Genomic DNA, 24,241 nt, shown 5'->3' with positions numbered 1-24,241 from the left:
TGGGGCCCTTCACGGACAGACCGGCAAAGGTGGCCGCCCGGGCATCACGACAGCGCCAGCTTGCTGCATCCCGAACCGGCCCGGCGGGCCACGACGCTGACCGCTGATCCCGCACTCGCGGTGCTGGACCGATTACCGTGGGGGCGGTGACCACGGCTGCGTTCTTCTCCTCGTTCGAAGCGGGCGATCCGCAGCCGGTCTCGCCGGCGTTGGCGGTGGACTCCGGGCCGCGGCGGTCGCCGACCGCGAAGACCGGCGTCGGGTTCACCGGGGCGAAGGCGTTGCGGTATTCGGCGGGGCCGCCGGCGGTGCTGTTCGAAGTGGACATTCCGGTCGCCGCCCACAGTGCGCTGTCGTATGTGGTGTTCCCGGCTTCCGACGGGCCGGTGCCGACCTACCGCAGCACCCGGGTCGCGCTGGACCTCGAGTTCGCCGACGGGACCCGGGCCGGGTTCTCCGCCGCCGAGCAGGGCGAGGCGAAGACGCTGTACGTGGACCAGTGGAACCTGGTCCGCCGCTCGCTGGCCGCGTTCGCCGGGAAGCGAGTTCGCCGGATCGTCCTGCGCACCGACCTGGCGGGCACCGCGGTCGGCTGGCTGGACGACGTCCGCCTCGCCGACGAACCGCCCGCCGAGAAGTCGTTGCCCGACCGGGTGCGCACCACTCGCGGCACGCATTCCAGCAGCCGGTTCTCCCGCGGCAACACCTTCCCGGCCACCGCCGTCCCGCACGGCTTCGCCTTCTGGACGCCGATCACCGACGCCCGGGCGCTGAACTGGTTCTACTCCTACCACCGCCACAACGACGCCGAGAACCGCCCGCGCTTGCAGGCGTTCGGCGTGAGCCACCAGCCGAGCCCGTGGATGGGCGATCGGCACACCTTCCATTTGATGCCCGGCACCGGACCGGTCGAACCGGACCGGGTCCGCCGGTCGCTCCCGTTCCGCCATGCCGACGAACTGGACCGCCCGCACCACTACGGCGTCCGCTTCGGCAACGGCATCACCGTTGACCTGGCACCGGCCGACCACGCGGCAATCTTCCGCTTCGCCTTTCCCACCGGGAACAACTGGCTCCTGTTCGACAATGCCCGCAACCGCGGCGGCATCCGGCTCAACCCGGACAACGGCGTGCTCACCGGCCACGCCTGGGTGCGCAGCGTCCACTCGGCCGGGGCACGCCGGATGTTCGTCTACGCCGAGACCGACCAGCGCCCGACCGGCGGCGGCCGGCTCCGCCGCCCGTTCTGGCGGACCGTCACCGGCTGGCTGGAGTTCGCCGACACCGAGGTCACGCTGCGCATCGCGACGTCCCTGATCAGCCTCGCCCAGGCGAAACGCAACCTGGAACTGGAAATCCCGCGCGGCACCGCATTCGAGCAGGTCCGCGACGAGGCCAAGGCGCGCTGGCAGGAAGTACTCGGCCGGGTGGAACTGGAGGGCGCGTCCGAAGACGCGCTCACCACCTTCTACTCCAACCTGTACCGGCTCTTCCTCTACCCGAACGCCGCCCACGAGAACACGCCGCACGGCGTGCGTCATGCCAGCCCGGTCGCCCGCAGCTTCCGGGCGAGCACCCGCCGCCGCACCGGCGCCAAGGTCGTCGACGGGGAGCTGTATGTCAACAACGGCTTCTGGGACACCTACCGCACTGCCTGGCCCGCGTACGCGCTTCTCGCGCCTCGCCAGTGCGGCCGGATGATCGACGGTTTCGTGCAGCAGTACCGCGAAGGCGGCTGGATCGCGCGGTGGTCCTCCCCCGGCTACGCCGATCTGATGACCGGCACCAGCTCGGATGTCGCGTTCGCCGACGCCTACCTCAAGGGCGTCCGGAACTTCGACGTCGAAGCCGCCTACGACGCGGCGCTCAAGAACGCCACCGTCGCTCCGCCGCGCCGGGGTGTCGGCCGCAAGGGACTCGACCGTTCCCCCTACCTCGGCTACACGCCGACCTCCACCCGCGGCGGCCTGTCCTGGGCGCTGGAAGGCTGCCTCAACGATGCCGGCCTCGCGAACCTTTCGGACGCGCTCGGCTTCGCCGACAACGCGCTCTACCTCCGCCAACGCGCCCAGCACTACCGCAATCACTTCGACCGGCGGATCGGTTTCTTCCAGGGCCGCACCCCGCACGGCGGCTGGCGCACCCCGGCGGCGGAATTCGACCCCCGGGTGTGGGGCCCGGACTACGTCGAGACGAATGCCTGGAACACCGCGTTCTCCGTCCCGCACGACGGCCCCGGCCTGGCCGCGCTGCACGGCGGCCCGGCCGCGCTGGAGGCGAAGCTGGACGAGTTCTTCCGGCTCGCGGAGACCGGCCAGGACCGCCGTATCCACGAAATGACCGAGGCCAGGGACGTGCGGATGGGCCAGTACGGCCACTCCAACCAGCCCTCGCACCACATCCCGTTCGTCTACGCGTTCGCCGGCGCGCACGCAAAACTGCAGCGCACGGTCCGCGAGGTGCTGCGCCGGCTGTACCTCGGCAGCGAGCTGGGCCAGGGCTATCCCGGGGACGAGGACAACGGCGAGATGTCGGCCTGGTATGTCTTCACCGCCCTCGGTCTCTATCCGCTGGCCGTCGGCAGCCCGCGGTACACGGCGTGCGCGCCGCTGTTCCGCTCCGCCACCGTGCACCTGGACGACGGAAAGGACCTGGTGATCCGAGCACCCCGCGCAGCGACCGCCGACGACGAGGCCGACACGCCGTACGTGCACGGCCTGACCGTCGACGGCGAACCGCATCCGTCGGCCACCCTCGCGCACGCGGTCCTCGCGCGCGGCGCGGTGCTGGAGTTCGACGTCCGTTCCGAGCCCGGCAGCTGGGGCGGCGGACCGGTCACCCCGGTCGAGCCCGCCCCGCTGTCCGACCTCGACGGCTCCGTGCACAGCCCCGACGGCCCGGCGGTGGCACTGGTCGACGACACCAGCCGAAGCCAAGCCGTTTTCCGCACCCGGTGCCCGGCCGTCACCTTCACGGTGACCGGCGAGCCGCGCGAAGTCGTCCTCTACACGCTCACGTCCGGCTCACGCGGCGGCGATCCGAGGGACTGGGTGCTGGAAGGCTCCGACGACGGGCAACACTGGCGGACGCTGGACGAACGCGCCGGCGAGGTGTTCCGCTGGCGACGGCAGCTCCGTCCGTTCGCGCTCGCCGCGCCTGCCGCGTGCCGGCACTACCGGCTGCGGGTCCGTGCCTCGTCCGGGCGGCGCGTCGCCCTCGCCCAGTGGGAGCTGCTCGCCCGATGATCACCGATCTGCGCAACGCGTTCTTCGACCGGCTGGCCGCGGCCGACCCGGGATTGGTCCGGCTGCGGCTCGCCGCGTCGGCGGTGCTTGGCATCGTCATCGCCGTGCTGGCGACGCTGCCGCTGCACTTCCCGCTCACCACCACGCTCGTCGCGGCGATCTCGGCGATGATGTGCGCGTTCACCATCAACGACGCGACCCACGGCGGCCAGGCGGTCACCCTGGGCCTCGCACTGCTCGTCGGGGCGGCGTCGATCACGGTGGCCTGCGTCGGGTCCGCGTACGCGCCGCTGGACAGCATCATCTTCGTGCTGTTGATCTTCGTCGCGGTGTACGTGCAGCGCTTCGGCGCGCGCGGCGTCGCGCTCGGGTCGATCGCGTTCTTCCTGTTCTTCTTCCCGATGTTCCTGCAGGCGCGTCTCGCGCAGGTGCCGCACCTGCTGATCGCGCTCGCGATCGGTGTCTCGGCGAACGCGGTCGTGCGGTTCGCGCTGCTGCGGCACAACGCCGCGACCGAGCTGATCCGCTACCGCCAGGCGTTCCGGCTGCGGCTCGGCGCGGTAGTGCGCTCGGCCGCTGCGTACATCTCCTCCAGCGGCTCGGAACGCAGCACCCGGCAGATCCGGACCTCGATGGAGCGCCTGCACGAGGTGGTGCTGCTGATCGAGGACCACGCGCCGGACGTGGTCGACCAGCGCCGCGCGGACCTGCTGCGCCGCCGGGTGATCGAGGTGGAACTGGCCGTGCAGTGGCTGGTGATCACCGTGCGGAAGACCTGTTCGCAGCCGATGCCGCCGGGCGTCGCGGACGATCTGGTCGCACGGCTGGCGCGGCTGCGCTCGCTGATGGAACGCGATCCGCGCGAGCTCCCGCTGATCAGCGAGACCGGCGAGTACAGCCGGATGCTGGTGGAGGGCAGCCGGATCGACGAGCGCGCGCATCCCGGCGACGGGGTGCGGCGGGCGATCGCCGAACTCGCCGTCGCCGACGACCGCGCGCAGCGGATCGCCAGCCACCAGGCGGACGTGGACTTCGCCGAAGGCGAGGCGGACGAGGACGAACCGGCCAAGGTGTTCGCTTGGGACAACCAGACGCGCGGCGCCATCCAGGCGGTGCTCGGCGGCGGGCTCGCGGTGCTGGCCGGGCAGCTGATCTCGCCGCAGCGCTGGTACTGGGCGGTGCTGACGGTATTCGTCGTGTTCATCGGCACCTCCAGCGCCGGCGCCCGGTTCGTGAAGGGGGTCCGGCGCACCGGCGGGACTCTGCTGGGCATCGTCGGCGGCGTCGCGCTCGCGCTGCTGGTCAGCGGGAACACCCCGGCGATCCTGACGCTCCTGCTGGTCTGCGTGTTCGGCATGGTCTACACCGCGCGGGTGTCGCAGTTCCTGATGGCGTTCTTCGTGACGAGCATGCTCGGCCTGCTCTACAGCCTGCTCGGCACGTTCAGCATCGAGGTGCTGTGGATCCGGGTCGCGGAGACCGCGGTCGGGGCGGCGTGCGGGCTGCTCGCCGCGATCGTGGTCCTGCCGGTGCGCACCCGCGCGGTGATGCTCGACGACATCGCGATCGCACTGGACGAACTCCACGAGTTCGTGGCGTCCGCGGCGACACTGCTGTCCGGGCGGGAGAACGTGAACATCATCGAGATGTCACGCGACCTGGACCGGGCGGTCGAGCACGTGCGGCTGACCATCGAGCCGCTGACCCACCCGATCAACCTGCGCAGCGCCCGCCGCGACTACGGCTGGCACGTGCTGACCACGCTCGAAGGCATCGCGTTCCGGGCCCGGCACGTCGCGGCCCGAGCGCAGCCCGGCCAGCTCGACGGCCCGGTCTCCGAGCGACTGGACCAGTTCGCCGGCCGGATCATCGCGAACGTCGACCTCGTGCACGAAGCGGTGAGCGCACCGGGCAGCACCCGCGATCGCAAGCTGGTCCGCGACGACGGGACACCGGTCGCCGACCGGATCGACGAGGCGGAGACCCGCGCCGTGCTGTCCAGCATGAGCCACCTGGACGAGGGGCTGATCGCGCTCGGGAGGGTGCTGGGGGTCGGGGCGCAGGACCCGCCGCCGCACAGTTGAGCGCGGGCCCACGGGTCCTCTGCCGTCCGCTCGGGCCCAAGGAACTCCGCACCCGCTGGGCCAGCCGTCGTGCATCTCCACCGGCGCGGCGACCTGCTCGACGAATCCGCGGAGACCCGTGCCCACCGGAGCGCTCACGGGCCTCCCTCCTCGGGTGCGGACGGTTACGGGCAGGTCTTCCAGGAGAAGTGGTACACGGTCTGGACGCCGCCGTCGGTCGAGTCCATCGTCACAAAGCTGGTCGTCTTCGCCGGGTCGGAGGTCCCGGCATACGCCCGCAACTCCGTATTGATGTTCAGGTTGCGTTCCTCCCCGCAGGGTTCGTAGACGATGGCACCGACGTCCGTCGAATCCGAGAACTGCCAGTCGTCGTCATAGAACCCGGTAAGCGGATGACTCACATCGGCGGTCGGCGAATTCCCCTGGAAATAGTAGTTCGCCCGCTCCAGGCCGTTCGCGCCGGCTTCGAGATGCGCGAACCCGCGATAGTCCGCCGAGGCGATTCCGTAGGTGAACCCCTGCGGCACGTGCACGCGAAGGGCGATCTGACAGTTCTTGCGGAAGTCCGTCGGCCGCGCGCCGACGCCGACCTGCGCGGTGTACTGGCTGTAGGTGACCGTGAAGGCAGTGTTGTCGGGCGCGACCGCGACCGCCGCGGAACCCGGCGGGCACCCGGTCCCATTCACGGTCGCGACGTCGATGATAATTTTGTCCGGTGGCGGATTCTGCGGCCAGGAATGCGGGGAAATCGTCGAGGAAAGTGTGAGCAGGGCAGCGGCCATCGTGGTGAGCATGGGAATCCTTCCCATTACTTCGGGGGGCGAAACGGGGCGCACACAGAGTAGCGCGAACAGCACAGTCGGCAAGATCCACTAAATGGAGTAAATTCATTGTTAGCTGCCCATAGCAACTGCTTCACCAATACTTGATCAAGACCATTGTGGACATTTGATGATTCAACAAGAATGCGCGGCACTCCACCGAAAAAGTCCGGCCGGAATGGCTGCAAAAAGGTACAACGAGATGGAAAACGGCAGCCGTCACCCGCACCGCGCACGAAACTCCGGACAAGTCGCGTTTCACGAACCTCACCGGAGCCCGCCCGCGACAAGCCCCTGCGCAGACATAACGGCCGACCCCACAGGACATCAGCCCGCTGCGGCGACTCGGGCTCGATTGCAGCGGCGGCTGGCCAGCTACCGGTCAAGCCGGGACACCGCTCGCCCTCACGGAACCGGCTCAGAAGACCGGCAGACGCCGGGAGGTGCGCGCCCTCGCGATAGCCGACACCACTCGCCCGCCCGTCGCAGAAGTCTCCCCAGCGACGAATCAGCCGGCGAACGCCGGTGGCGCCCCGAGCGGACTGAGATGCATCCCGGCGAGCCGCCAGCCGCCTCCGCCGCGGACGAGCACGTGCGTCGCGCGGAACGTACCGTCCACCCGGTTGCCCTGATGGGTCGCTTCCTGGTCGTGCACGCCGATCGCGATCGCGGTGTCGCCGTGCACCCGGACGTCGACCTCGCGCCAGTCCAGCCGCTGTGTCGCCAGCGCGCCGGAGCGATAGCGGTCCAGCCATTGCTCCCGGTCGAGCACGAACCCGAGCGGGCCGACGAGCCGGAACTCGTCGGCGACCATCCCGGCCAGCGCGTCCGGGTCGCCCGCGACTTCGGCGGCTGCCCAGTTCCGGCCCAGCTCAACGATCTCTCCAGCAGTCATGATCCCTCCGGCGGCTCGAGGTGCGATGCCCTAAACGTTAGATATCTAATGGTTAGACGTCAAACGCTTAGCCGGGCAACGATCTCCGGTACCGTCCAGTCCGTGCCCCGCCCCGCCACGCCGCCGATCGGCGTCCACCTCGCCCGCACCGCCAAAACCGCGGGACAGGCATTCGACCGCGCCCTCGCCGAAGTCGGCGGCTCCCAGCCGGTGTGGCAGATCCTCATCGCCCTCAAAACCCGGCGGCACGCCAGCCAGCGCGAACTCGCCGAAGCCGTCGGCGTCCAGGGTGCCACCCTCACCCACCACCTCAACGGCATGGAGACCGCCGGCCTGATCACTCGCGCCCGCGACCCGGAAAACCGCCGGGTGCACCAGGTCGAGCTCACCGAGCACGGCGAACGCGTCTTCCACCGCCTCGCCGACGCCGCCATCGCGCACGACAAACGCCTCCGAGCCGGCTTCACCGACGAAGAAATCGCCACCCTGGCCAGCCTGCTCACCCGGCTCGCGGAAAACGTGACGCAGACCGCCCCGGAGAGTGACTGGACGCACCCGGACGACACCCGCCGGTAGGGCTAGCATCCTGGTACTAGCCAAAGTCGTCTCAAGCTGGAGAACCCGCTATGACCCAAGCCCCTGTCAACGTCACCGTCACCGGTGCGGCCGGCCAGATCGGCTACGCGCTGCTGTTCCGCATCGCGTCCGGTCAGCTGCTCGGCTCCGACACTCCGGTGAAGCTGCGGCTCCTGGAAATCCCCCAGGCGGTCAAGGCGGCTGAGGGCACCGCGATGGAACTCGACGACGGCGCGTTCCCGCTGCTGGCCGGCATCGACATCTTCGACGACCCGAAGCAGGCTTTCTCCGGCACGAACATCGGCCTGCTGGTCGGCGCCCGCCCGCGCAGCAAGGGCATGGAGCGCGGCGACCTCCTCGAGGCCAACGGCGGCATCTTCAAACCGCAGGGCGAGGCCATCAACGCCGGCGCGGCCGACGACATCCGCGTGCTCGTGGTCGGCAACCCGGCCAACACCAACGCGCTGATCGCCCAGTCGCACGCCCCCGACGTGCCCGCCGAGCGCTTCACCGCGATGACCCGCCTCGACCACAACCGCGCGCTGGCCCAGCTGGCCAAGAAGCTGAACGTGGCCGTCACCGACCTCAAGAAGGTCGCGATCTGGGGCAACCACTCCGCCACCCAGTACCCGTCGGTCCAGCACGCCGAGGTCAACGGCAAGAACGTCGCCGAGACCATCAACGACCAGGCATGGCTGGCCGACACCTTCATCCCGACCGTCGCCAAGCGCGGCGCCGCGATCATCGAGGCCCGCGGCCTCTCCTCGGCTGCCTCCGCCGCCTCGGCCGCCATCGACCACGTCTACACCTGGGTCAACGGCACCGCCGAAGGCGACTGGACCTCCGCCGGCGTCGTCTCCGACGGTTCCTACGGCGTCCCGGAAGGCCTCATCTCGTCCTTCCCGGTCACCGCCAAGGACGGCAAGTACGAGATCGTCCAGGGCCTGGAGATCGACGAGTTCTCCCGCCCCCGCGTCGACGCCTCGGTGGCCGAATTGGCCGAGGAGCGCGACGCGGTCCGCAAGCTGGGCCTCATCTGAGTTCTCCGCGGTGAAGGCCGCCCGGCATCGCGCCGGGCGGCCTTCGCTGTTTCCGCGGAACTCAACCGCACCTGATCGACGTCGAACGGCACTCTTTCGTCTGTGCCGGTTGGTCTAAGCGGCTGTTTGAGCGGAAGTCTGCACAGGTCTGGTTTTCCTCAGATCGGCTGCCGTATAGGTCGTTATACACTTTTTAGGAGAAGTCAGCTGTGTGGTCGGCGGCCCATTGCTCGAACGTTCGCGCCGGCCTGCCGAGCACCGCCTGGACGTCACCCGTTACCGGCTCCGGCTCCGTCGTGAGCCGTGCCCACCCGGCGAGCGCGGAATCCGCGAATTCCGGGCTGCCCATCGCCCCCGCCAGCATCGGACGGACCGCTTCGGCGGACGTCTCGAGCCACTTCGTCTCACGACCGACCGCTTCCCCGATGATGCGGACCTGCTCAGCCTGAGTGACCGTCCGAGGGCCGGTGAGGACGTAGGTCTTCCGGTCGTGCCGGGCGCTGGTCAACGCCTCCACCGCCACTGCCGCGATGTCGTCCTCGTGCACCAGTGACCGGGCAGCGCCACCGTAGGGCCACCGCACCACTCCCCCGGCGCGGATCGAACTGGCCCAGCCGAGCGCGTTCGTGGCGATCCCGGTGGGGCGCAGCATCGTCCACGGAACACCGGAGGCGGCGACGGCGCGCTCCACCACCGCCCAGAAGGAGTCCGGGTCCTCCCCCGCCGAAGCCGCCGACACGTAGACGACCCGAGGCCCGCCTGCGGCGGCGAACACCTCCGCGACCCGAGGAGCGAGTCGCGCGGTGACCGCCGGGTCGGTGAAGGGCCAGATCAGGAACACCGCCCGCACGCCCGCCAGATGCGGCCGCAGCGTCTCCGGGTCAGCCAGATCGGCAGCTACGGCCTCGACGCCCGCAGGCAGGTTCGCGCGGCTCGGCTCGCGGGTCACCGCACGCAGCGGGTGCCCCGCGGCCAGCAGCCGCTCCACCACTCGCCGTCCGACGTTTCCGGTCGCGCCGGTCACCAGAATCATGGTCTCCTCCAGGAAGTCTCGCGAACTCGATGCACCCGACGCTAAGACTTCAACCTCCATTGAAGTCCAGCTCCGCCGTCGAGTCCGAGGGTGAGCCGGGACACGTCTTGTCCGCTCAGCAGGCCCGCGACAGCAGCTCGTGCAGCCGCGCGGCAGTCCGGAAATCCGGTGCGACGCGGGTTCCCTCGCGAAGGTCTCGCGCCCATTGCCAGTAAAGGCCGGCTACGTTCGCAGCCTCGCCAGGGACCCGCTCCGGCCCCGTCGCTACCGGTGTCCACTCCGGACTGCCCGGGCGGGACCAGCGAAGGTCGAGCCGGCCGATCTGCAGCTGGGCCGCCCACGGGTTGTCTTCCGGTGCCGAGGTCAGCGCGAGATTCCCCTCGGTACCGGCGATTTCGATCCGAGTACGCGGCTGTGAGACCTCCCCGTCGTGCAGGTGGACAGAGACGACCGCGCCGCTCTGCAGCTGCGCGTGGGCGAGGAAGTGATCCGGTGCGGTGACCGGGATCGGCTCGCCGGTCTCGGCGCTGCGATGGTCGCTGCTGCGGATCGCGGTACGCGCGGTCAGCTCACGGATCGGGCCGAGCAAGTGCTGGACCAGATCCAACGCGTGCCCGCCCAGAACTTCGACCAACCCGGCGCCGCTGCCCAGGTCGTAGGTGTAGGCCGTCCAGGCAGGCACTTCGCGGCTGGCTCCCTTGCTGCGCGAGCTGTACACGGTCGCCGACTGCACCGTGCCAAGCCGTCCGCTGGCGATCATCTCGCGCGCCCGCCGCACCGCAGGTGAAAACCGCGCCTGTAATCCGACCACCACTCGGGTTCCGGCTCGCTCCGCCGCTTCGGCCAGCGCGGTCGCCTCCGGCGCGGTCACCGCCAACGGCCACTCGCAGTACACGTGCTTGCCTGCCGCCAGCGCGGCAGTCACCAGCTCGACATGCGCCGGAACCTTCACGGTCACGACGACCAGATCAACCTCCGGATGCTCAGCCAGACTTCGCGCGTCGGTGAACGCGTGCCGCGCCCCGAAGCGCGTCCGTGCGGCTTCCGCGCTGTCTGCCCGGGTGGTCGCGACCGCGGCCAGCTCGAACTCCGGCAATGCCGCAACGGCCGGGACGTGCGCCCGAGACGCCCATCCCCGCTCCGGATTCGCGCCGACAATCCCGACGCCGATCGTCTCCCGCTTAACCGGGTCATGTTGTTCCACTTATCCGAAGCTACCAGAACCGGAACGAGCTGACCCGCTTGAGTAGGATCGGACCATGACCGGTTCCGCGGTGGACGCGCTCCTCGCCCAAGGCGACCCCCAGCCGCGCGCGGACGCGCGACGCAACGTCGAACGGCTGGTCGCCGCGGCCCGGAAGGCGCTCGACGAACTCGGCCTCGCCGTCACCACTCGGGATGTCGCCCAGCGCGCCGGCGTCGGCCTCGGCACGCTGTACCGGCGCGTGCCGTCGCTCGACGCGCTGCTGGCCGCCATCCTCGCCGACACGATCGACGAGATGACCGAGCGCGCGAAGCAGGCCGCACGCTCCCCCGCGACGAGCCAGGCATTCATGGCATTCGCCGAAACCTACGTACAGCTGCGCGCGTCGAGTTGCGGCCTCCACGACGCCCTGTCCAATCGCGGCAGCCGGCTCGACCTGGCCCCGCAGATCAACCGGCTCCAGCGCGCGATGCGCACCCTCGTCCAGCACGCACAGGAAGCCGGCGTCATCCGCGCGGATCTCGACTGGCGCGACGTGCCGTTCGCCCTGGCCACGGCGATCCCGGCGAACCACACCATCGGACTCGCCCCGCGCAGCGATCAGTGGCAGCGCAACCTGCGGATCATCCTCAACGGCCTGCGCCCGGGGCCAGCACTTGCCCCAGCCCCTGGCGGGCTCGCTGCTGCGCCGGATTGAGGCCTGGCGACTCCCGCCGGCTCAAACGCAGCGTTGTCCCTTCATCGGCGCGGCGAAGGTGCTTGGCGCGCACCGCACTGCCCGGCCCGGCTTTTCGCGCGATCGGCTTCGCCGGGCACTGCCCGGACATGGTTATCCACCGGATCCGCAGTTCTTGCCAGCAGCCCGGCGAAGCTCGCTATCGTTGCCCGCATGCCGCGGTTGATCCACCTCAACGGCCCCTCCGGCGTCGGGAAATCCGCCGTGGCCCGGTTGTACGCCGATCGGCATCCCGGCGTGCTCGACCTCGAAGCCGACGAAGTCCGCACCCTGCTCGGCGGCTGGCGCGACGCCTTCCAGGACAGCTTGCCGGCCGCGCGACGGCTCGCGGTCGCGATGGCGGAGACGCACCTGCGAGCCGGTTTCGATGTGGTCATGCCCCAGCTCGTAGCCAGCGTCGAGCAGGTTCAGCGGTTCGAACGAGCAGCCCGAACCGCTGGCAGCGAGTACCTCGAGATCATGCTCGCCGTCTCGCGGCCGCGCGGTGCGGCTCGATTCGCGACCCGCGGCGAGCACGCGACAACAGACGCAATGGCAGCGCACGGCACTCCGGTCGAACTCGGCCGGATCAACGACCGGCTCGCCGAATATCTCCCGCTCCGTCCACAGTGCACCGTTCTGGAAACCGACCTGCTCAGCCCTGCGCAAACCTGCACGGCCGTGGAGGAAATCACCGCGCGCGCTTAGGGCGTCAAGCTCTGCGTCCCGACCACCTTCAACAGCCGCAACGCTTCGTGCGACGGAGTGCCCGGCGCGGCGGTGTACAGGATGATCCACTGGTCGCGGTGCGGATCGTGCAGCGCTTCGCATTCCAGGTCGAGCCAGCCGACCTCCGGATGCCGGATCCGCTTGCTCGTCGAGCGCGCGACTTCGACGTCCCGCTCCGCCCAGCGAGACCGGAAATCGGCGCTCTCCGCGGACAGCCGCGAGATCAGCCCGCGCACCTCCGGATCGTTCGGATACCGGGCGGCGGCCGCACGCAGGTCGGCGACCGAGGCGCGCGCGAACTCGTCGGCGTCGGCCGCATCGAACCGGCGCTGGGCGGCCGGGCGGCTGAAGAACCGCCAAATCACGTTGCGCTCCCCCGCCGGCAGCGCGGAAAAATCGGTGATGAGCGCGGCTGCCATCGGATTCCAGGCCAGCACCGTGTAGACCGCGTCGCACACCATCGCCGGAGTGTCGTCCAGCCGGTCGAGCAGGTGCAGCACGCCCGGGCGCACCTGCTTGACCAGGCCCGGCGGCGGGCCGGGCGGTTCGCCTGCCAGATGGTGCAGGTACGCGAGTTCGTCGCCGGAGAGCCGCAGGGCACGGCCGATCGCGCCGAGCATCTGCCGCGACGGCCGCGGCCCGCGTGCCTGCTCCAGCCGGATGTAGTAGTCGACGGACATTCCGGCCAGCTGCGCCACTTCCTGCCGTCGCAGGCCCGGCGTGCGCCGCCGCGGCCCGTTGGCGAGCCCCACGTCGGCGGGCTGCACCCGCGCGCGGCGCCCGCGCAGGAACGCCGCCAGCTCGGTCCGGTCCACCTGGTCCATGCTGCCAGCATGCCGTTCCGGCCCGACCGTCACCAGGGGACTGCCGATACCAGCTTCAGCAGGTCTCTCCCGGTGTCGGCCAGGCCGGGACACAGTTGCCGCATGACGTCTCAAATCGCCCTGATCACCGGTGCCAACAAAGGAATCGGATTCGCCACTGCCCGCGCGCTCGCCGACGCCGGCCACACTGTCCTCCTCGGTGCCCGCGACCCCGAACGAGGAGCGAAAGCCGCGGCGGAGACCGGGACCCGGTTCATCCGGCTGGACGTGACCGATCCGGCCACGATCGCCGCCGCGGCCGAACTGATCGACACCGAGTACGGCCGGCTCGACATCCTGGTCAACAACGCGGCGATCACCCGGGACCTCCGCCGCGTCCCGGCCGACATCCCGGTCGCGGACCTGCGCGAGGCGTACGAGACCAACGTGTTCGGCGTGGTCGCGGTGACCAACGCGATGCTGCCGCTGCTGCGCCGATCGCCAGTCGGGCAGATCGGCAACGTGTCCAGCGGCCTCGGCACCTTCGCGGTGCTCGACGATCCGGACCAGGCAGGCTCAACGCTGCGCGCCTATGCCAACCTGCTCACCTACAACTCGTCGAAGGCGGCCCTCAACGCGGTGACGCTGATCTACGCAAACACGTTGCGCGACAGCGGAATTCGCGTCAACGCTCTCTCCCCCGGGCACTGCGCCACCGACCTCAACAACAACACCGGCCCGGCCCCGGCATCGGTGGGCGGAGAGCAGGTCGCGCGGCTGCTGATCGACGGCACCGGGACTGGCCAGTTCCTGAACGAGAACGGCGGCACCTACCCCTGGTAAGCGCCCGCCGTCCGGTAGCCGGCTGGTGCCGCCCGCTGGGATCGCCGAGCAGCACTGGTTGAAAACCCCAATGCCACATTGGGTGCATCTCGCGCACCCAATGTGGCATTCGATGCATCTCACGCACCCAATGTGGCATTCGGGGCGTTTCAGCCAGCGCCTGACCGAATAGGACGTTATACACCACCATGGTTTTCACGCCGGTCACGGAAATATTGGCCGGTAGTTGCCACGGACCGCCCTGCCCGACTCGGGCATAGCCGTGATCGGCCCGCACGCTTCGTGCCGAACGTCCGGTGAGACACCGCGCCGGAGGTTCGGCCGAAGCGTTGCAGACCGGGACCTCCCTGCGAGCACAGTCCGCACCAGGAGGCAGGAGCGCGGCGGTCAGCTCACCGAGACATCGTCCGCGTAGATCGGGGCCTGGCCGTACCAGCCGTGGAGGTATACCGTCACCGCGCCGGTCGAGCCGGTCTTGAACGGCACCGTCAGCTGAGTCCAGGCGGCCTGTGACGTCCAATCGCTCGCCGTCGCGTCCCCGCGCACTCCCGCGTAGGCATATCCGCCCTGCACCCAGGCAGTCAGCGTGTATGCGTGGTTCGGCGCGAGCGTCAGGTTCTGCGCCGCTTCTCCGGTGGTCGCCGCGGTCGGCGACACCTTCAGCGCGTGGCTGCCGGAATGGACTGGCGACGACACGACGGTATCCCCTGCCCCGGTCCACGGGCCCAGCGCACCGGTTTCGAAGTTGCCGTTGCTCACAGTGCCAGCCGGGCTGGTTCCATTGACAGTCAACGTGTACGTCGCAGTGCGGCTGCCACCACTCGGCGTGGTACCGGTGACTGTCAACGGATAGACGCCGGGCTGAGCGGCCGCCGTCGTAGTGATCGAGAGGGTGGCACTGTCCCCCGCGGTCACCGTTCCCGGGCTGACCGAGGCAGCCACGCCGGCCGGCGCGCCGCTCACCGCGAACGAAACCTGCTCCGCGGTACCGGAAGTCACCGCTGTGGTCAGCTTCGCGGAAGCAGCGCCGCCCGGGTCGACCGAGGCCGACGACGGGCTCGCGGACACCGAGGAATCGTTGCCCGGCACTGGGGTTCCGCCGGTGAACGGCGCGAACGTATGGCTGAAGTACCACTTGTCCTGCGCGATGCCGGAGCAGGTGTCCGAGCCGCCGGTGCCGGGGCACCCGCCGTTGTCGCGCTGCAGCGCCCAGAACGACAGCTCGTTGATGCCCTTCGAGGCCGCCCAGTCGTAGACCGCCGTCGCGTCCGCGGTCGTGAACGTCTCGGCTGCGCCGAAATCGTCGATGCCAGGCATCTCGGTGATGCCGACCATCGCCCACAACTGCGCCTCGGTCTTGTCCGGATACAGCCGGCCCAGCTGCGACACCAGCCCGGCCGCCGCGGTCTGGGTGTCCTGCGCCATTTGGTGACTGGCGTTGTCGTAGTAGTCGAACGTCATCAGATTGACGACGTCGACCCGGGTCCCGTTCGACACCGCGTTCTCCAGCACTCCCAACGCGCTGGCCAGGCCGCTCGTGGTGGTCGGCAGAGTGTAGGAGATCTGCAGCTGGCGGCCGCTCGCCGCGGCCCAGTCCTGCACCTTCTTGATCGCCTTGTTGCGCCGGTCGATCCCGGCCGAGTCGGTCAGCGAGTTGTCTTCGACGTCCATGTCCAGCCGCGGGACGTCATAGGTGGTGACCACCGATTCGTACGCGGCGGCGATCTGGTCGGCGTTCGTGCAGCTGTCGGCGATCTCAGTACCGGTGTTGTCCGCGGTGTAGCCGCCGAACGACGGGATCACGTCGCCGCCGCGCGAGCGGATGGCGCGGATGTCCGCGCCGAACGTCGAGTCGGCTACCGGCATGCCGCTGTCGCCGTTCCAGTAGACCGTGCACTGGCCCTTCGTCGCGGCCTGGAGAAAGGCCATGGTCAGGTGCTGGACGCCGGCGTCCTGCGCCATTGCCGCCGGGCTCTCGCCGTTCCAGGACTCGAAGTAGGGCGCGAACACATGGTTCGGCAACGGTGTCGCGGCCGTGGCCGGACCGGCAGTGGCGACCAGGACGCCGAGCGGCGCCGCGGCGGCGGCCAGCAGGGCGGACCATCGGGACAGGTGCCTTCTTCGTCGCATGGCGGGCTCCAGTGCCGGAAAGGGGCCGCGCGGCGGCGCGCGGCCGGAACTTTCCCAGAATTGGACTGGACCAGATATCCCGTCAAGGTCTAGACCATTAATGCGGCCGAACGGCCGGGTCGGTTCGTCGGATGCCGCCGGGGCCCCGTGGTCCGCCCGGGAAACCACGAGGCCCCGCCCGGGGTCAGCTGACCCGTTCGCGCGCGGACGCCGGCGCCTCCAGACCCAGCTGGGTGGACCGGGTGGACAGCGAGATCAGCGCCGCGGCCAGCGTCGACACGGCAAGGAAGCCGAACGCCGCAGCGAATCCGAACTGGTCCGCGAGCCAGCCCATCACCAGCGGCGCGAGCACCCCGGCGAGCTGGCCGCCGGAGTTCACCAGGCCCATCCCGGTGCCGACCAGATCGCGCGGCAGCACCCGAAGCGGCAACCCGACGATGCCGATCGACGCCAGGCCGCTGATGAACATCGCCACCGTCTGCAGCACGGTGAACAGAGTCGCGGACTCAGCGAGCAGCATCGCCACCAGCACCGCGGCCGACACCACCAGCGCGGGAACCACCAGCAGCCGCGGCCGCTGGTCGAAGTACTTGCTCATCAGCCAGCCGCCGAGCAGCACTGCCGCCGCGCTGACGAGCTGCGGGATCGCCGCCGAGATGCCCGCCGAGACGAGCGACATGCCTTTCGCTTCGACCAGGTAGGACGGCACCCAGGTGATCATCCCATAGGCCAGCATGTTGAAGCAGGCGAACATCAGCGCGCAGCGGACCACGAGCTTGTTCCGCAGCACCTTCGAAACCGGCACCTTCACCGGCGTGACCCGCGCGTCCGGCTCGGTCAGCTCTCGCGGCAGCGGCGGGGGCAGCAGACGCCACAACAGCAGGCCGACGACCAGCCCGGCGGCCGCGACGATCCAGAACGTGTGCCGCCAGCCCGCCGCCACCACCAGCGGCGCGACGAGCAGCGGACCGAGCCCGGCACCGACCGAGTTCGACGCCAGCAGCAGACCGGCACCACGGCTGCGGCCTTCCTGCGTGGTGCGTTCGGCCAGCGCCTTGAACGCCGCGCCAGGGAACAGCGCCTGCGCGAACCCGAATGCCGCGCGCAGCACCAGCAGCACGACGAGTGCCGGCGCGAACCCGGTCGCGGCGGTGAACACCGACCAGGCCACCAGGGAGATCACCAGCAGCGGCCGGGCGCCCACCCGGTCCGCGAGCAGCCCGCCGGGCATCTGCCCGATCAAGTAGGCGATCGCGAACGCGGAGACCACCAGGCCTTGGGTGGTCTTGTTCAGCCCGAACTCCGCGCCGATCAGCGGCAGCGCCACCGCGATCATGACCCGGTCGATGTAGTCGATGATGAAGACGCCCACGAGCAGCGTCAGGGTGGTCCGTTCGGTCCGCCGCACGACGGAGACGGAACTCGGAGTGCTCACAGGCGGATCCTCCTTGAATCGGCGACGCCGCATTGTCGGGTCATCGACCCCCTGTGCGGCTTCGTCGGTTCCGCCGAGACTCACGTCCGGGATTCAGCCGATCCGACGAATTCCGGCTCTTGTGCGCGCGGCAGCGATCCGCATCCGCCGCGGTTTTCGTCACCGAAGGCCCGGCAGGCACCCGAAAACGCCCTATCCGACGGAGCCCTCCCGCTCCGCCGTATAGGGCGTTATACGCTGGTCTTACGCGCCGGCCAGGCCGCGCCGCTTCAGCAGCGGCTCGATCTCCGGCGCGCGGCCGCGGAAGTTCGCGAACGCCTCCATCGGGTCCACGCTGCCGCCCAGGCCGAGCAAGGCGGACCGGAAGTGGTCCCCGTTCTCCCGCTTGAGGCCGCCGTTTTCGGTGAACCACTGCACGGTGTCGGCGTCGAGCACCTCGCTCCAGATGTAGGAGTAGTAGCCCGCGCTGTACCCGCCCGAGAAGACGTGGTTGAAGTACGTCGTCCGATACCGCGGCGGAACGCTTTCCAGCGCCACCCCGGCCTTCTCCAGCGCCGCCGCCTCGAACTGCTGCACGTCCTCCACCGCGTCGTCCGGGCCGAGCCGGTGCCACGCGAGGTCAAGCAGCGCCGCGGCCAGGTACTCGGTGGTGCGGAACCCTTCGCCGTACTGTTGCGCGGCCTCCAGCTGCTCGACCGTCGAAGCCGGCAACGGCTCCCCCGTCACGTTGTGCTTGGCGTAGCTGGCCAGGATTTCCGGCCACAGCATCCACATCTCGTTGACCTGCGACGGGTACTCGACGAAGTCCCGCGGCACGTTGGTGCCGGTGAAGGTCGGGAACTGCACTCCGGACAGCAGGGAGTGCAGCGCGTGCCCGAACTCGTGGAAGACCGTGCGCGCCTCGTCCAGCGAGAGCAGGGTGGGCTCCCCCGCCTGCGGCTTCGTCACGTTCAGCACGTTGACCACCACGGTGTGGCGGCCGAGCAGCCGCGACTGGTCCACGAAGTTGTTCATCCACGCGCCGCCGCGCTTGGATTCGCGGGTGTAGTAGTCGGTCAAGAACAGGCCCAGCCCGGCCCCGTCGGCGTCGAACACCTCGTAGACGCGGACCTCCGGGTGGTACTTCGGCAGGTCGGTCCGCTCGGTGAAGGTCAAGCCGTACAACCGGTTCGCCGCGACGAACACGCCGTCGTGCAGCACCCGGTCCAGCTCGAAGTACGGCCGCAGCTGCTCGGTGTCCAGCTTGAACCGCTCACGGCGGACCTTCGCCGCGTAGAACGCCCAGTCCCACGGCTGCAGCGTCGCGCCCGGCACGTCTGCTTCGAGCAGCTGCTGCAGCTCGGCCGCTTCGGTGCGAGCGTTGGCCACCGCGACCGGTGCCAGCCGCTCCAGCAGACCGCCCGCCGCCTCGACGGTCTTGGCGGTCTCGTCCGCGATCACGTACGCCGCGTGGTTCGGGTAGCCCAGCAGCGTCGCGCGCTCGATGCGCAGCCGCACGATTTCCGCGGCCACCGCGTTGTTGTCGTACTCGTTGCCGCGGTTGCCGCGCGACACCGACGCGGTGTAGACGCGCTCGCGCACCGCGCGGTTCTCCAGCGACTCGACGGCCGCCTGCGCGGTCGGCAGCGTCAGCGTCAGCACGTACTTGCCTTCGAGACCACGCTCGGTTGCGGTCTGCGCCGCTGCGGCGATCGCGCTGTCGCTGAGCCCGGCCAGGTCCGCGACGTCGTCCAGAACAACAGCCAGCTCGTTGGTGTCGCGCAGCAGGTTCTGCGAGAAGCGGGTCTGCAGCGTCGACAGCTGCTCGTTCAGCGCGCGCAGCTTCTCCTGGTCCGCTTCCGGCAATCCGGCGCCCGCCCGCCTGAAGTCGGTGTGCCGCCGCTCCAGCAACCGCAGCGCCTCCGGGCTCAGGCCCAGCTCGGCGCGCTGCTGGAACAGCGCGTCGATGCGGGCGAACAGCTTCGGGTTCAGGTGGATCGCGTCGGAGTGCGCGGCCAGCTTCGGGGCCAGCTCGGCCTGGATCGCCTGGACCTCGTCCGTCGAGTTCGAGCCGGCGATGTTGAAGAAGGTGCCGGACACCCGGTCCAGCAGCGCACCGGCCCGCTCCAGCGCCTCGATCGTGTTCTCGAACGTCGGCTCCGCGGGATCGTCCGCGATCCGCTCGACGTCCGCGACGTGCTCGGCGAGCCCGGCCTCGAAAGCGGGCCGGTAGTGCTCCTCGGCGATCCTGTCGAACGGCGGCAGCTCGTACGGCAGCTCGCTGGGGACGGCGAACGGGTTGTCCGGGGAAATCATTCGGGATGTGCTCCTGGTTCTCCACGTCGGTCCTGCCACCCTACGGGGTCGGGGGCCCGACGGAAGGACTGTCGGGGCGGGGGTGGCTCGTTCTCGATGGGGGAACATTCGCGGCAGGAGGAATTGCCGCCTGGGCTTGCCAGCCGTCCGTGGAGGGCCCCTTCCCGGACTCTGATTCCCTCCAAGGGCCCATCACGGACCCGGGTTCCCGCACGGCGCCCACCACGGACGTTGCCGGAGCGGGCCGGTGCCAGCGCAGCGCAGGGCGGCCGTTCCCGGCGTCCTGGCTGCTGCCGCTCAGCGGCCGGTGCTGCCGCCCACCACCGCGTCGCTGGACGCCTTCTTCGCGCGAGTGCGCTTCTTCGGCGGCGGCGGCACGATCCCGGCCAGGTCGCCGCCGTGTTCGTTCACCCGCAGGACGAACGGGCGTGTCTCGGTGTAGCGGACCACCGAGACCGCCGCTGGATCCACGACGATCCGCTGGAACGCGTCGAGGTGCTGGCCCAGCGCGTCGGCCAGGATCGCCTTGATCACGTCGCCGTGGCTGCACACCGCCCACACCGCGTGGTCGCCGTGCTCAGCGGTGATCCGGGCGTCGTGCGCGCGGATCGCGGCGACCGCGCGGGCCTGCATCGCGGCCAGCCCCTCGCCGCCCGGGAAGACCGCGGCGGACGGGTGCGCCTGCACCACTCGCCACAGCGGCTCCTTGACCAATGCCTTGAGCTCGCGACCGGTCCAGTCTCCGTAGTCCACTTCAGACAGTCCGGGTTCGACTGTCTTCGCCAGGCCGCGCTCGGCGGCCAGCGGCGCGACTGTCTGCTTGCAGCGCAGCATCGGCGACACCACCAGCTCGGCCAGCGGCACTCCGGCGAACCGCTCGACCAGCGCCGCCGCCTGCTGGCGGCCGGTGTCGTCCAGCGCGACCTTGGGCATCCGGCCGGCGAGCACGCCGGAACCGTTCGCGGTGGACTTTCCGTGGCGGAGCAAGATGACCGTACTCACTCCGCCACCCTAACCGGTGATCGGCGGGCTCAGCCGCCGACCGGCCCCGCGTTCGGGTCGAGCACGCCGCCGAAGACCAGGACGAGCAGGACCGCGCCGAGCACCACCCGGTAGATGACGAACGGCACGAAGCTGCGCTTCTTGATGTAGGCCATCAGCCAGGCGATCACCAGGTAGCCGACGCCGAACGCGACCAGGGTGGCCAGGATCGTCGGGCCCCACTGCGCGTTCTCGCCGTTCTTGCCGATGTCGGTCAGCTTGTACAGCCCCGAGCCGAACACCGCGGGCACGGCCAGCAGGAAGGAGTACTCCGCCGCTTCCGACCGGGTGTAGCCCATCAGCAGGCCGGCGCTCGTCGTGCCGCCCGAGCGCGACACGCCCGGGATCAGGGCGAGCGCCTGCGCGAAGCCGTAGACCAGGCCGTGCGGCACGTTCAGGTGGTCCAGCGTCCGCTGCTGCTTCGCGGTCCGGTCGGCGAACAGCAGGATCAGGCCGAACACGATCAGCGTGACGGCGGTGATCCGCAGGTCGCGGAACGCCCGGTCGATCTCGTTCTGCAGCAGCAGGCCGAGCACGACGATCGGCAGCGAGCCGACGATGATCAGCCAGCCCAGCCGCGCGTCCGGGTCGCGCCGCCAGTCCGGCCGGTACAGCGAGAAGAACCAGGCGCGCAGGATCCGGCCGATCTTCGCGCCGAAGTACAGGATCACCGCGAGCTCGGTGCCGATCTGGGTGACCGCGGTGAACGCCGCGCCCGGGTCGCCCCAGCCGGCGAACGCCGCGACGATCCGCACGTGCGCGCTCGAGGAAATCGGCAAGAACTCGGTGAGCCCCTGAACCAGCCCCAGAATCAGGGCCTCGAACCATCCCATCAGGCCGCTCCCGCCGGTTCGCCCGCCCGCACGGGGCGCAGTCCGATTCGCACGATCGGGAACCTATCGGGTGGTTCCGGCGGACTCGTCCCAGACCCCCGGGTCCGACACGGGTCACCTTGATCCGGTAACCGGGGGCGCGCCCACTAGGCTCGGCGGTCGTGGAAAAGCGACAGCTCGGCCGGTCGGGACTGCGGGTCTCGCGGACGGCCCTCGGCACCATGACCTGGGGTGGCGACACCGATCCGGACGAGGCGGCCAGCCAGCTAGTCGCGTTCGTCGACGCGGGCGGCACGCTCGTGGACACCGCGGACCTCTACGCGGGCGGCGAGGCCGAGCGGATGCTCGGCGAACTCCTCAGCGACCTGGTGCCGCGCGACGATGTCGTGCTCGCCACCAAGACTGTCGCCCGCCGCACCGACGGCCCGTTCGGCGGCGGCGCCTCGCGCGGTGCGCTGCTCTCTGCGCTCGAAGGCTCGCTGAAGCGTCTCAAGACCGACCACCTCGACCTGTGGCAGCTGCACGCCTGGGACGAGTGCGTGCCGATCGAAGAGACGATCTCCGCCCTCGACTACGCCGTGACCAGCGGAAAGGTCCGCTACGTCGGCGTGTCCAACTACGCCGGCTGGCAGCTCGCGACGGCCGCCTCGCTCGCGACCGTGCCGATCGTGTCCGGCCAGTTCGAGTACTCGCTGCTGGAGCGCGGCGTCGAACGCGAGGTCGTGCCTGCCGCCGCGCACCACGGGATCGGGCTGCTGCCCTGGGCTCCGCTCGGCCGCGGCGTGCTCACCGGCAAGTACCGCACCGGCACCCCAGCGGACTCGCGTGGCGCTTCGACCGAGTACGCCGGGTACGTGGAACACCATCGCACCGAGCGGGCCGCGCGGATCGTGCAGGCCGTGGTGACCGCCGCCGAAGGACTGGGCACGTCCCCGCTGGCCGTCGCGCTCGCCTGGGTCCGCGATCGGCCCGGCGTCGTCGCGCCGGTGGTCGGCGCCCGCGACACCGGGCAGCTGACCGGCTCGCTCGCCGCCGAAGACCTGCAGCTCCCGCCTGCTATCCGGAGTGCCCTGGACGACGTCAGCGGCATCGATTTCGGCTACCCGGAGCGGGGCACCAGGTGAGGCGCAGGTGTCGGCTCGGTGACATGGGCGTGACGACTCGGGGATCCTGGAGGATGCTGGACGGGTCTGCTCGCCAACCTGGTGGAGGTATCAAGGTGCGTCGGCTCGCCGCCGTTTCGCGGATCGCGATCCCGCTGGCCGGTGCGCTCGCGCTCTCCGCCTGCTCGTCCTCGGCCCAGCCGAACGACAGCCTGCAGGTGGTGGCCCATCCGACGGCCGCGACGCCAGCCGCCTCCCCCGCGGTTTCCGTGCCCCCGGCCGGGCAGGTGCTGGCCATGCCCGCGGTGTCCGCGATCGCCGCCGACCAGCAGAGCCGCACGCTCGTCGTCGCGCTCGCCCAGCCGCCCGAGCTGCGGATCTACGACCTCGGCTCGCTGGACGCGCCGAAGAAGACAGTGTCGCTGCCCGGCCCGGCCGAGTCGCTGAGCGCCTCCGCCGGGCAGGCCATCGCCGGAGTGCCGAGCAAGGGCGTACTGGCCCGGGTCGCGCTCCCGAGCGGGCAGCTGAACACCGAGAAGGTCGCTGGCCAGCCCGCCGCCGGGCTCGCGGACGGAGCGGACACGCTGGTCGCGGTCCGCGACCGCAAGGCGGTCGAGGTGCTGACGAACGGCGCGGTGTCCAAGACGATCACCGGGCAGCTCTACAGCGCCGACGATGTCGTCGACACCGGAAACAGCGTCGTCGTCCTGGACCGGCTGCGCACCGCCGTGTTCAGCGTGAACGTTCAGGCCGGGACCATGGACGAGGGGCTGCGCGCGGGCGACGGCGCGGCGAACGCGGTCGCCGACTCGTACGGCCGGGTGCTGGTCACCGACGCGCGGGCCGGGGCACTGCTGGCCTTCTCCACCAACCCGCTGATTCTGCGCCAGCGGTATCCGGTGCCGGGTGGCGCGTACGGCATCGCCTACGACGCCAAGCGCAGCCTGGCGTGGGTCACCTTGACCGCCCGCAACGAGGTCGTCGGATACGACGTCCGGGGCGGCGAGCCGACCGAGAAGTACCGATTCCCGACGGTGCGCCAGCCGAATTCGGTGGGCGTGGACGACCAGAGCGGCCGGGTGTTCGTGGGCTCGGCCGCCGGAGAAGGGACGCAGGTGATCCAGCCATGACGACGGTTGACGAGGCGGTGGTCGACGGGGATTGGGAGTACCGCCGCCTGCGGCTGCCCCCGGCGGTGTCGCGGCGCGCGGCGATGATCCAGCTGTCCATCCACGCGGAGTTCGCCGGGTGGGAGCTGCGGACGGTCCGGTTGTACGCGGACGGGACGCGGCGGGTGTGGTTGCGGCGCAAGCGGACCGCGGCGGACCGGCTTCCGGGACTGGCTACCTGAGGTTCTGCTCGCTGACCGGCAGGTACCAGCTGGTCAGCCTCGTCGCCGGTTCTCGCGCCAGGAAA

General features: G+C 70.2%; 20 protein-coding genes. 10 read left to right on the top strand and 10 right to left on the bottom strand.

Going from position 1 to position 24,241, the window contains the following annotated elements:
- The first annotated feature begins 146 nt into the window (after nucleotides 1–146).
- Nucleotides 147–3,245, top strand: coding sequence for a GH92 family glycosyl hydrolase (locus AMYBE_RS0111045; protein WP_027927570.1), 3,099 nt, complete (start codon nucleotides 147–149; stop codon nucleotides 3,243–3,245).
- Complete coding sequence (locus AMYBE_RS0111040) at nucleotides 3,242–5,329, top strand: FUSC family protein (RefSeq protein WP_020659436.1); 2,088 nt, start codon at nucleotides 3,242–3,244, stop codon at nucleotides 5,327–5,329. Before AMYBE_RS0111045 ends, AMYBE_RS0111040 begins: the two co-directional genes overlap by 4 nt.
- A 164-nt stretch (nucleotides 5,330–5,493) precedes the next feature.
- Here AMYBE_RS0111040 and AMYBE_RS0111035 read toward each other — a convergent pair whose 3' ends face one another.
- Nucleotides 5,494–6,123 carry a DUF4360 domain-containing protein gene (locus AMYBE_RS0111035; RefSeq protein WP_020659435.1) on the bottom strand — a complete coding sequence of 210 codons (630 nt, stop codon included), beginning with the start codon at nucleotides 6,121–6,123 and terminating at the stop codon, nucleotides 5,494–5,496.
- A 535-nt stretch (nucleotides 6,124–6,658) separates the two neighbouring features.
- Nucleotides 6,659–7,045 (bottom strand): nuclear transport factor 2 family protein, encoded by a 387-nt coding sequence (locus AMYBE_RS0111030; RefSeq protein WP_020659434.1) that lies wholly within the window; start codon nucleotides 7,043–7,045, stop codon nucleotides 6,659–6,661.
- 102 nt (nucleotides 7,046–7,147) lie between these two features.
- Here AMYBE_RS0111030 and AMYBE_RS0111025 point away from each other — a divergent pair, with 102 nt between their 5' ends.
- Nucleotides 7,148–7,621 carry a MarR family winged helix-turn-helix transcriptional regulator gene (locus AMYBE_RS0111025; protein WP_020659433.1) on the top strand — a complete coding sequence of 158 codons (474 nt, stop codon included), beginning with the start codon at nucleotides 7,148–7,150 and terminating at the stop codon, nucleotides 7,619–7,621.
- A 50-nt stretch (nucleotides 7,622–7,671) separates the two neighbouring features.
- The gene (locus AMYBE_RS0111020; protein WP_020659432.1) at nucleotides 7,672–8,661 is read left to right on the top strand and encodes a malate dehydrogenase; all 990 of its coding nucleotides are present in this window, start codon (nucleotides 7,672–7,674) and stop codon (nucleotides 8,659–8,661) included.
- Between the two features lie 193 nt (nucleotides 8,662–8,854).
- Here AMYBE_RS0111020 and AMYBE_RS0111015 read toward each other — a convergent pair whose 3' ends face one another.
- The gene (locus tag AMYBE_RS0111015; protein ID WP_020659431.1) at nucleotides 8,855–9,694 is read right to left on the bottom strand and encodes an SDR family oxidoreductase; all 840 of its coding nucleotides are present in this window, start codon (nucleotides 9,692–9,694) and stop codon (nucleotides 8,855–8,857) included.
- Nucleotides 9,695–9,809: 115 nt separating this feature from the next.
- Nucleotides 9,810–10,898, bottom strand: coding sequence for a Gfo/Idh/MocA family protein (locus AMYBE_RS0111010; RefSeq protein ID WP_027927568.1), 1,089 nt, complete (start codon nucleotides 10,896–10,898; stop codon nucleotides 9,810–9,812).
- A gap of 55 nt (nucleotides 10,899–10,953) precedes the next feature.
- Between AMYBE_RS0111010 and AMYBE_RS0111005 the strand changes: the two genes are divergently transcribed.
- Both AMYBE_RS0111005 and AMYBE_RS41470 read left to right on the top strand, forming a co-directional pair.
- Entirely contained in the window at nucleotides 10,954–11,595 is a 642-nt protein-coding gene (locus tag AMYBE_RS0111005; protein ID WP_020659429.1) for a TetR/AcrR family transcriptional regulator, read from the top strand.
- Nucleotides 11,596–11,787: 192 nt separating this feature from the next.
- Nucleotides 11,788–12,321 carry a P-loop nucleotide/nucleoside kinase family protein gene (locus AMYBE_RS41470; RefSeq protein WP_020659428.1) on the top strand — a complete coding sequence of 178 codons (534 nt, stop codon included), beginning with the start codon at nucleotides 11,788–11,790 and terminating at the stop codon, nucleotides 12,319–12,321.
- Here AMYBE_RS41470 and AMYBE_RS0110995 read toward each other — a convergent pair.
- Nucleotides 12,318–13,166 (bottom strand): MmyB family transcriptional regulator, encoded by an 849-nt coding sequence (locus tag AMYBE_RS0110995; RefSeq protein WP_020659427.1) that lies wholly within the window; start codon nucleotides 13,164–13,166, stop codon nucleotides 12,318–12,320. The genes AMYBE_RS41470 and AMYBE_RS0110995 overlap by 4 nt on opposite strands.
- 102 nt (nucleotides 13,167–13,268) lie before the next feature.
- Here AMYBE_RS0110995 and AMYBE_RS0110990 point away from each other — a divergent pair, with 102 nt between their 5' ends.
- Nucleotides 13,269–13,988: an SDR family NAD(P)-dependent oxidoreductase gene (locus AMYBE_RS0110990; protein ID WP_020659426.1), complete on the top strand. Its 720-nt coding sequence runs from the start codon at nucleotides 13,269–13,271 to the stop codon at nucleotides 13,986–13,988.
- 387 nt (nucleotides 13,989–14,375) lie between these two features.
- On the opposite strand, the gene AMYBE_RS0110985 is transcribed toward AMYBE_RS0110990, so the two are convergent.
- The 5 genes from AMYBE_RS0110985 to AMYBE_RS0110965 form a co-directional block, all read right to left on the bottom strand.
- Nucleotides 14,376–16,118 carry a glycosyl hydrolase family 18 protein gene (locus tag AMYBE_RS0110985; protein ID WP_020659425.1) on the bottom strand — a complete coding sequence of 581 codons (1,743 nt, stop codon included), beginning with the start codon at nucleotides 16,116–16,118 and terminating at the stop codon, nucleotides 14,376–14,378.
- A gap of 184 nt (nucleotides 16,119–16,302) precedes the next feature.
- Nucleotides 16,303–17,553 carry an MFS transporter gene (locus AMYBE_RS0110980; protein WP_020659424.1) on the bottom strand — a complete coding sequence of 417 codons (1,251 nt, stop codon included), beginning with the start codon at nucleotides 17,551–17,553 and terminating at the stop codon, nucleotides 16,303–16,305.
- 243 nt (nucleotides 17,554–17,796) lie between these two features.
- Nucleotides 17,797–19,848: a M3 family metallopeptidase gene (locus AMYBE_RS0110975; RefSeq protein ID WP_020659423.1), complete on the bottom strand. Its 2,052-nt coding sequence runs from the start codon at nucleotides 19,846–19,848 to the stop codon at nucleotides 17,797–17,799.
- A 297-nt stretch (nucleotides 19,849–20,145) separates the two neighbouring features.
- Complete coding sequence (locus AMYBE_RS0110970; RefSeq protein WP_020659422.1) at nucleotides 20,146–20,850, bottom strand: histidine phosphatase family protein; 705 nt, start codon at nucleotides 20,848–20,850, stop codon at nucleotides 20,146–20,148.
- Nucleotides 20,851–20,879: 29 nt separating this feature from the next.
- Nucleotides 20,880–21,722 (bottom strand): undecaprenyl-diphosphate phosphatase, encoded by an 843-nt coding sequence (locus AMYBE_RS0110965; RefSeq protein ID WP_020659421.1) that lies wholly within the window; start codon nucleotides 21,720–21,722, stop codon nucleotides 20,880–20,882.
- A gap of 161 nt (nucleotides 21,723–21,883) precedes the next feature.
- Between AMYBE_RS0110965 and AMYBE_RS0110960 the strand changes: the two genes are divergently transcribed.
- The 3 genes from AMYBE_RS0110960 (at nucleotide 21,884) to AMYBE_RS0110950 (ending at nucleotide 24,176) form a co-directional block, all read left to right on the top strand.
- On the top strand, nucleotides 21,884–22,846 hold the full coding sequence (locus AMYBE_RS0110960; RefSeq protein WP_020659420.1) for an aldo/keto reductase: 963 nt from the start codon (nucleotides 21,884–21,886) through the stop codon (nucleotides 22,844–22,846).
- 95 nt (nucleotides 22,847–22,941) lie between these two features.
- Nucleotides 22,942–23,955 carry a YncE family protein gene (locus tag AMYBE_RS0110955; RefSeq protein WP_020659419.1) on the top strand — a complete coding sequence of 338 codons (1,014 nt, stop codon included), beginning with the start codon at nucleotides 22,942–22,944 and terminating at the stop codon, nucleotides 23,953–23,955.
- A complete protein-coding gene (locus AMYBE_RS0110950; protein WP_020659418.1) occupies nucleotides 23,952–24,176 on the top strand; it encodes a DUF5703 family protein in 225 nt (74 codons plus the stop codon). The genes AMYBE_RS0110955 and AMYBE_RS0110950 overlap by 4 nt, the downstream gene beginning before the upstream one ends.
- Nucleotides 24,177–24,241 lie beyond the last annotated feature (65 nt).

The sequence above is a fragment of the Amycolatopsis benzoatilytica AK 16/65 genome, assembly GCF_000383915.1.
GTDB classification, from domain to species: domain Bacteria; phylum Actinomycetota; class Actinomycetes; order Mycobacteriales; family Pseudonocardiaceae; genus Amycolatopsis; species Amycolatopsis benzoatilytica.
Note: the sequence above shows the minus strand (reverse complement) of the source record. Positions and strands in the feature narration are given on the sequence as shown.

Bases quoted from the DNA above. Each gene is read 5' to 3' on its own strand.
- AMYBE_RS0111040 (WP_020659436.1), top strand. From the start codon at position 3,242: ATGATCACCGATCTGCGCAACGCGTTCTTCGACCGGCTGGCCGCGGCC.
- AMYBE_RS0111035 (WP_020659435.1), bottom strand. From the start codon at position 6,123: ATGCTCACCACGATGGCCGCTGCCCTGCTCACACTTTCCTCGACGATT.
- AMYBE_RS0111030 (WP_020659434.1), bottom strand. From the start codon at position 7,045: ATGACTGCTGGAGAGATCGTTGAGCTGGGCCGGAACTGGGCAGCCGCC.
- AMYBE_RS0111020 (WP_020659432.1), top strand. From the start codon at position 7,672: ATGACCCAAGCCCCTGTCAACGTCACCGTCACCGGTGCGGCCGGCCAG.
- AMYBE_RS0111015 (WP_020659431.1), bottom strand. From the start codon at position 9,694: ATGATTCTGGTGACCGGCGCGACCGGAAACGTCGGACGGCGAGTGGTG.
- AMYBE_RS0111005 (WP_020659429.1), top strand. From the start codon at position 10,954: ATGACCGGTTCCGCGGTGGACGCGCTCCTCGCCCAAGGCGACCCCCAG.
- AMYBE_RS41470 (WP_020659428.1), top strand. From the start codon at position 11,788: ATGCCGCGGTTGATCCACCTCAACGGCCCCTCCGGCGTCGGGAAATCC.
- AMYBE_RS0110995 (WP_020659427.1), bottom strand. From the start codon at position 13,166: ATGGACCAGGTGGACCGGACCGAGCTGGCGGCGTTCCTGCGCGGGCGC.
- AMYBE_RS0110990 (WP_020659426.1), top strand. From the start codon at position 13,269: ATGACGTCTCAAATCGCCCTGATCACCGGTGCCAACAAAGGAATCGGA.
- AMYBE_RS0110985 (WP_020659425.1), bottom strand. From the start codon at position 16,118: ATGCGACGAAGAAGGCACCTGTCCCGATGGTCCGCCCTGCTGGCCGCC.
- AMYBE_RS0110975 (WP_020659423.1), bottom strand. From the start codon at position 19,848: ATGATTTCCCCGGACAACCCGTTCGCCGTCCCCAGCGAGCTGCCGTAC.
- AMYBE_RS0110965 (WP_020659421.1), bottom strand. From the start codon at position 21,722: ATGGGATGGTTCGAGGCCCTGATTCTGGGGCTGGTTCAGGGGCTCACC.
- AMYBE_RS0110950 (WP_020659418.1), top strand. From the start codon at position 23,952: ATGACGACGGTTGACGAGGCGGTGGTCGACGGGGATTGGGAGTACCGC.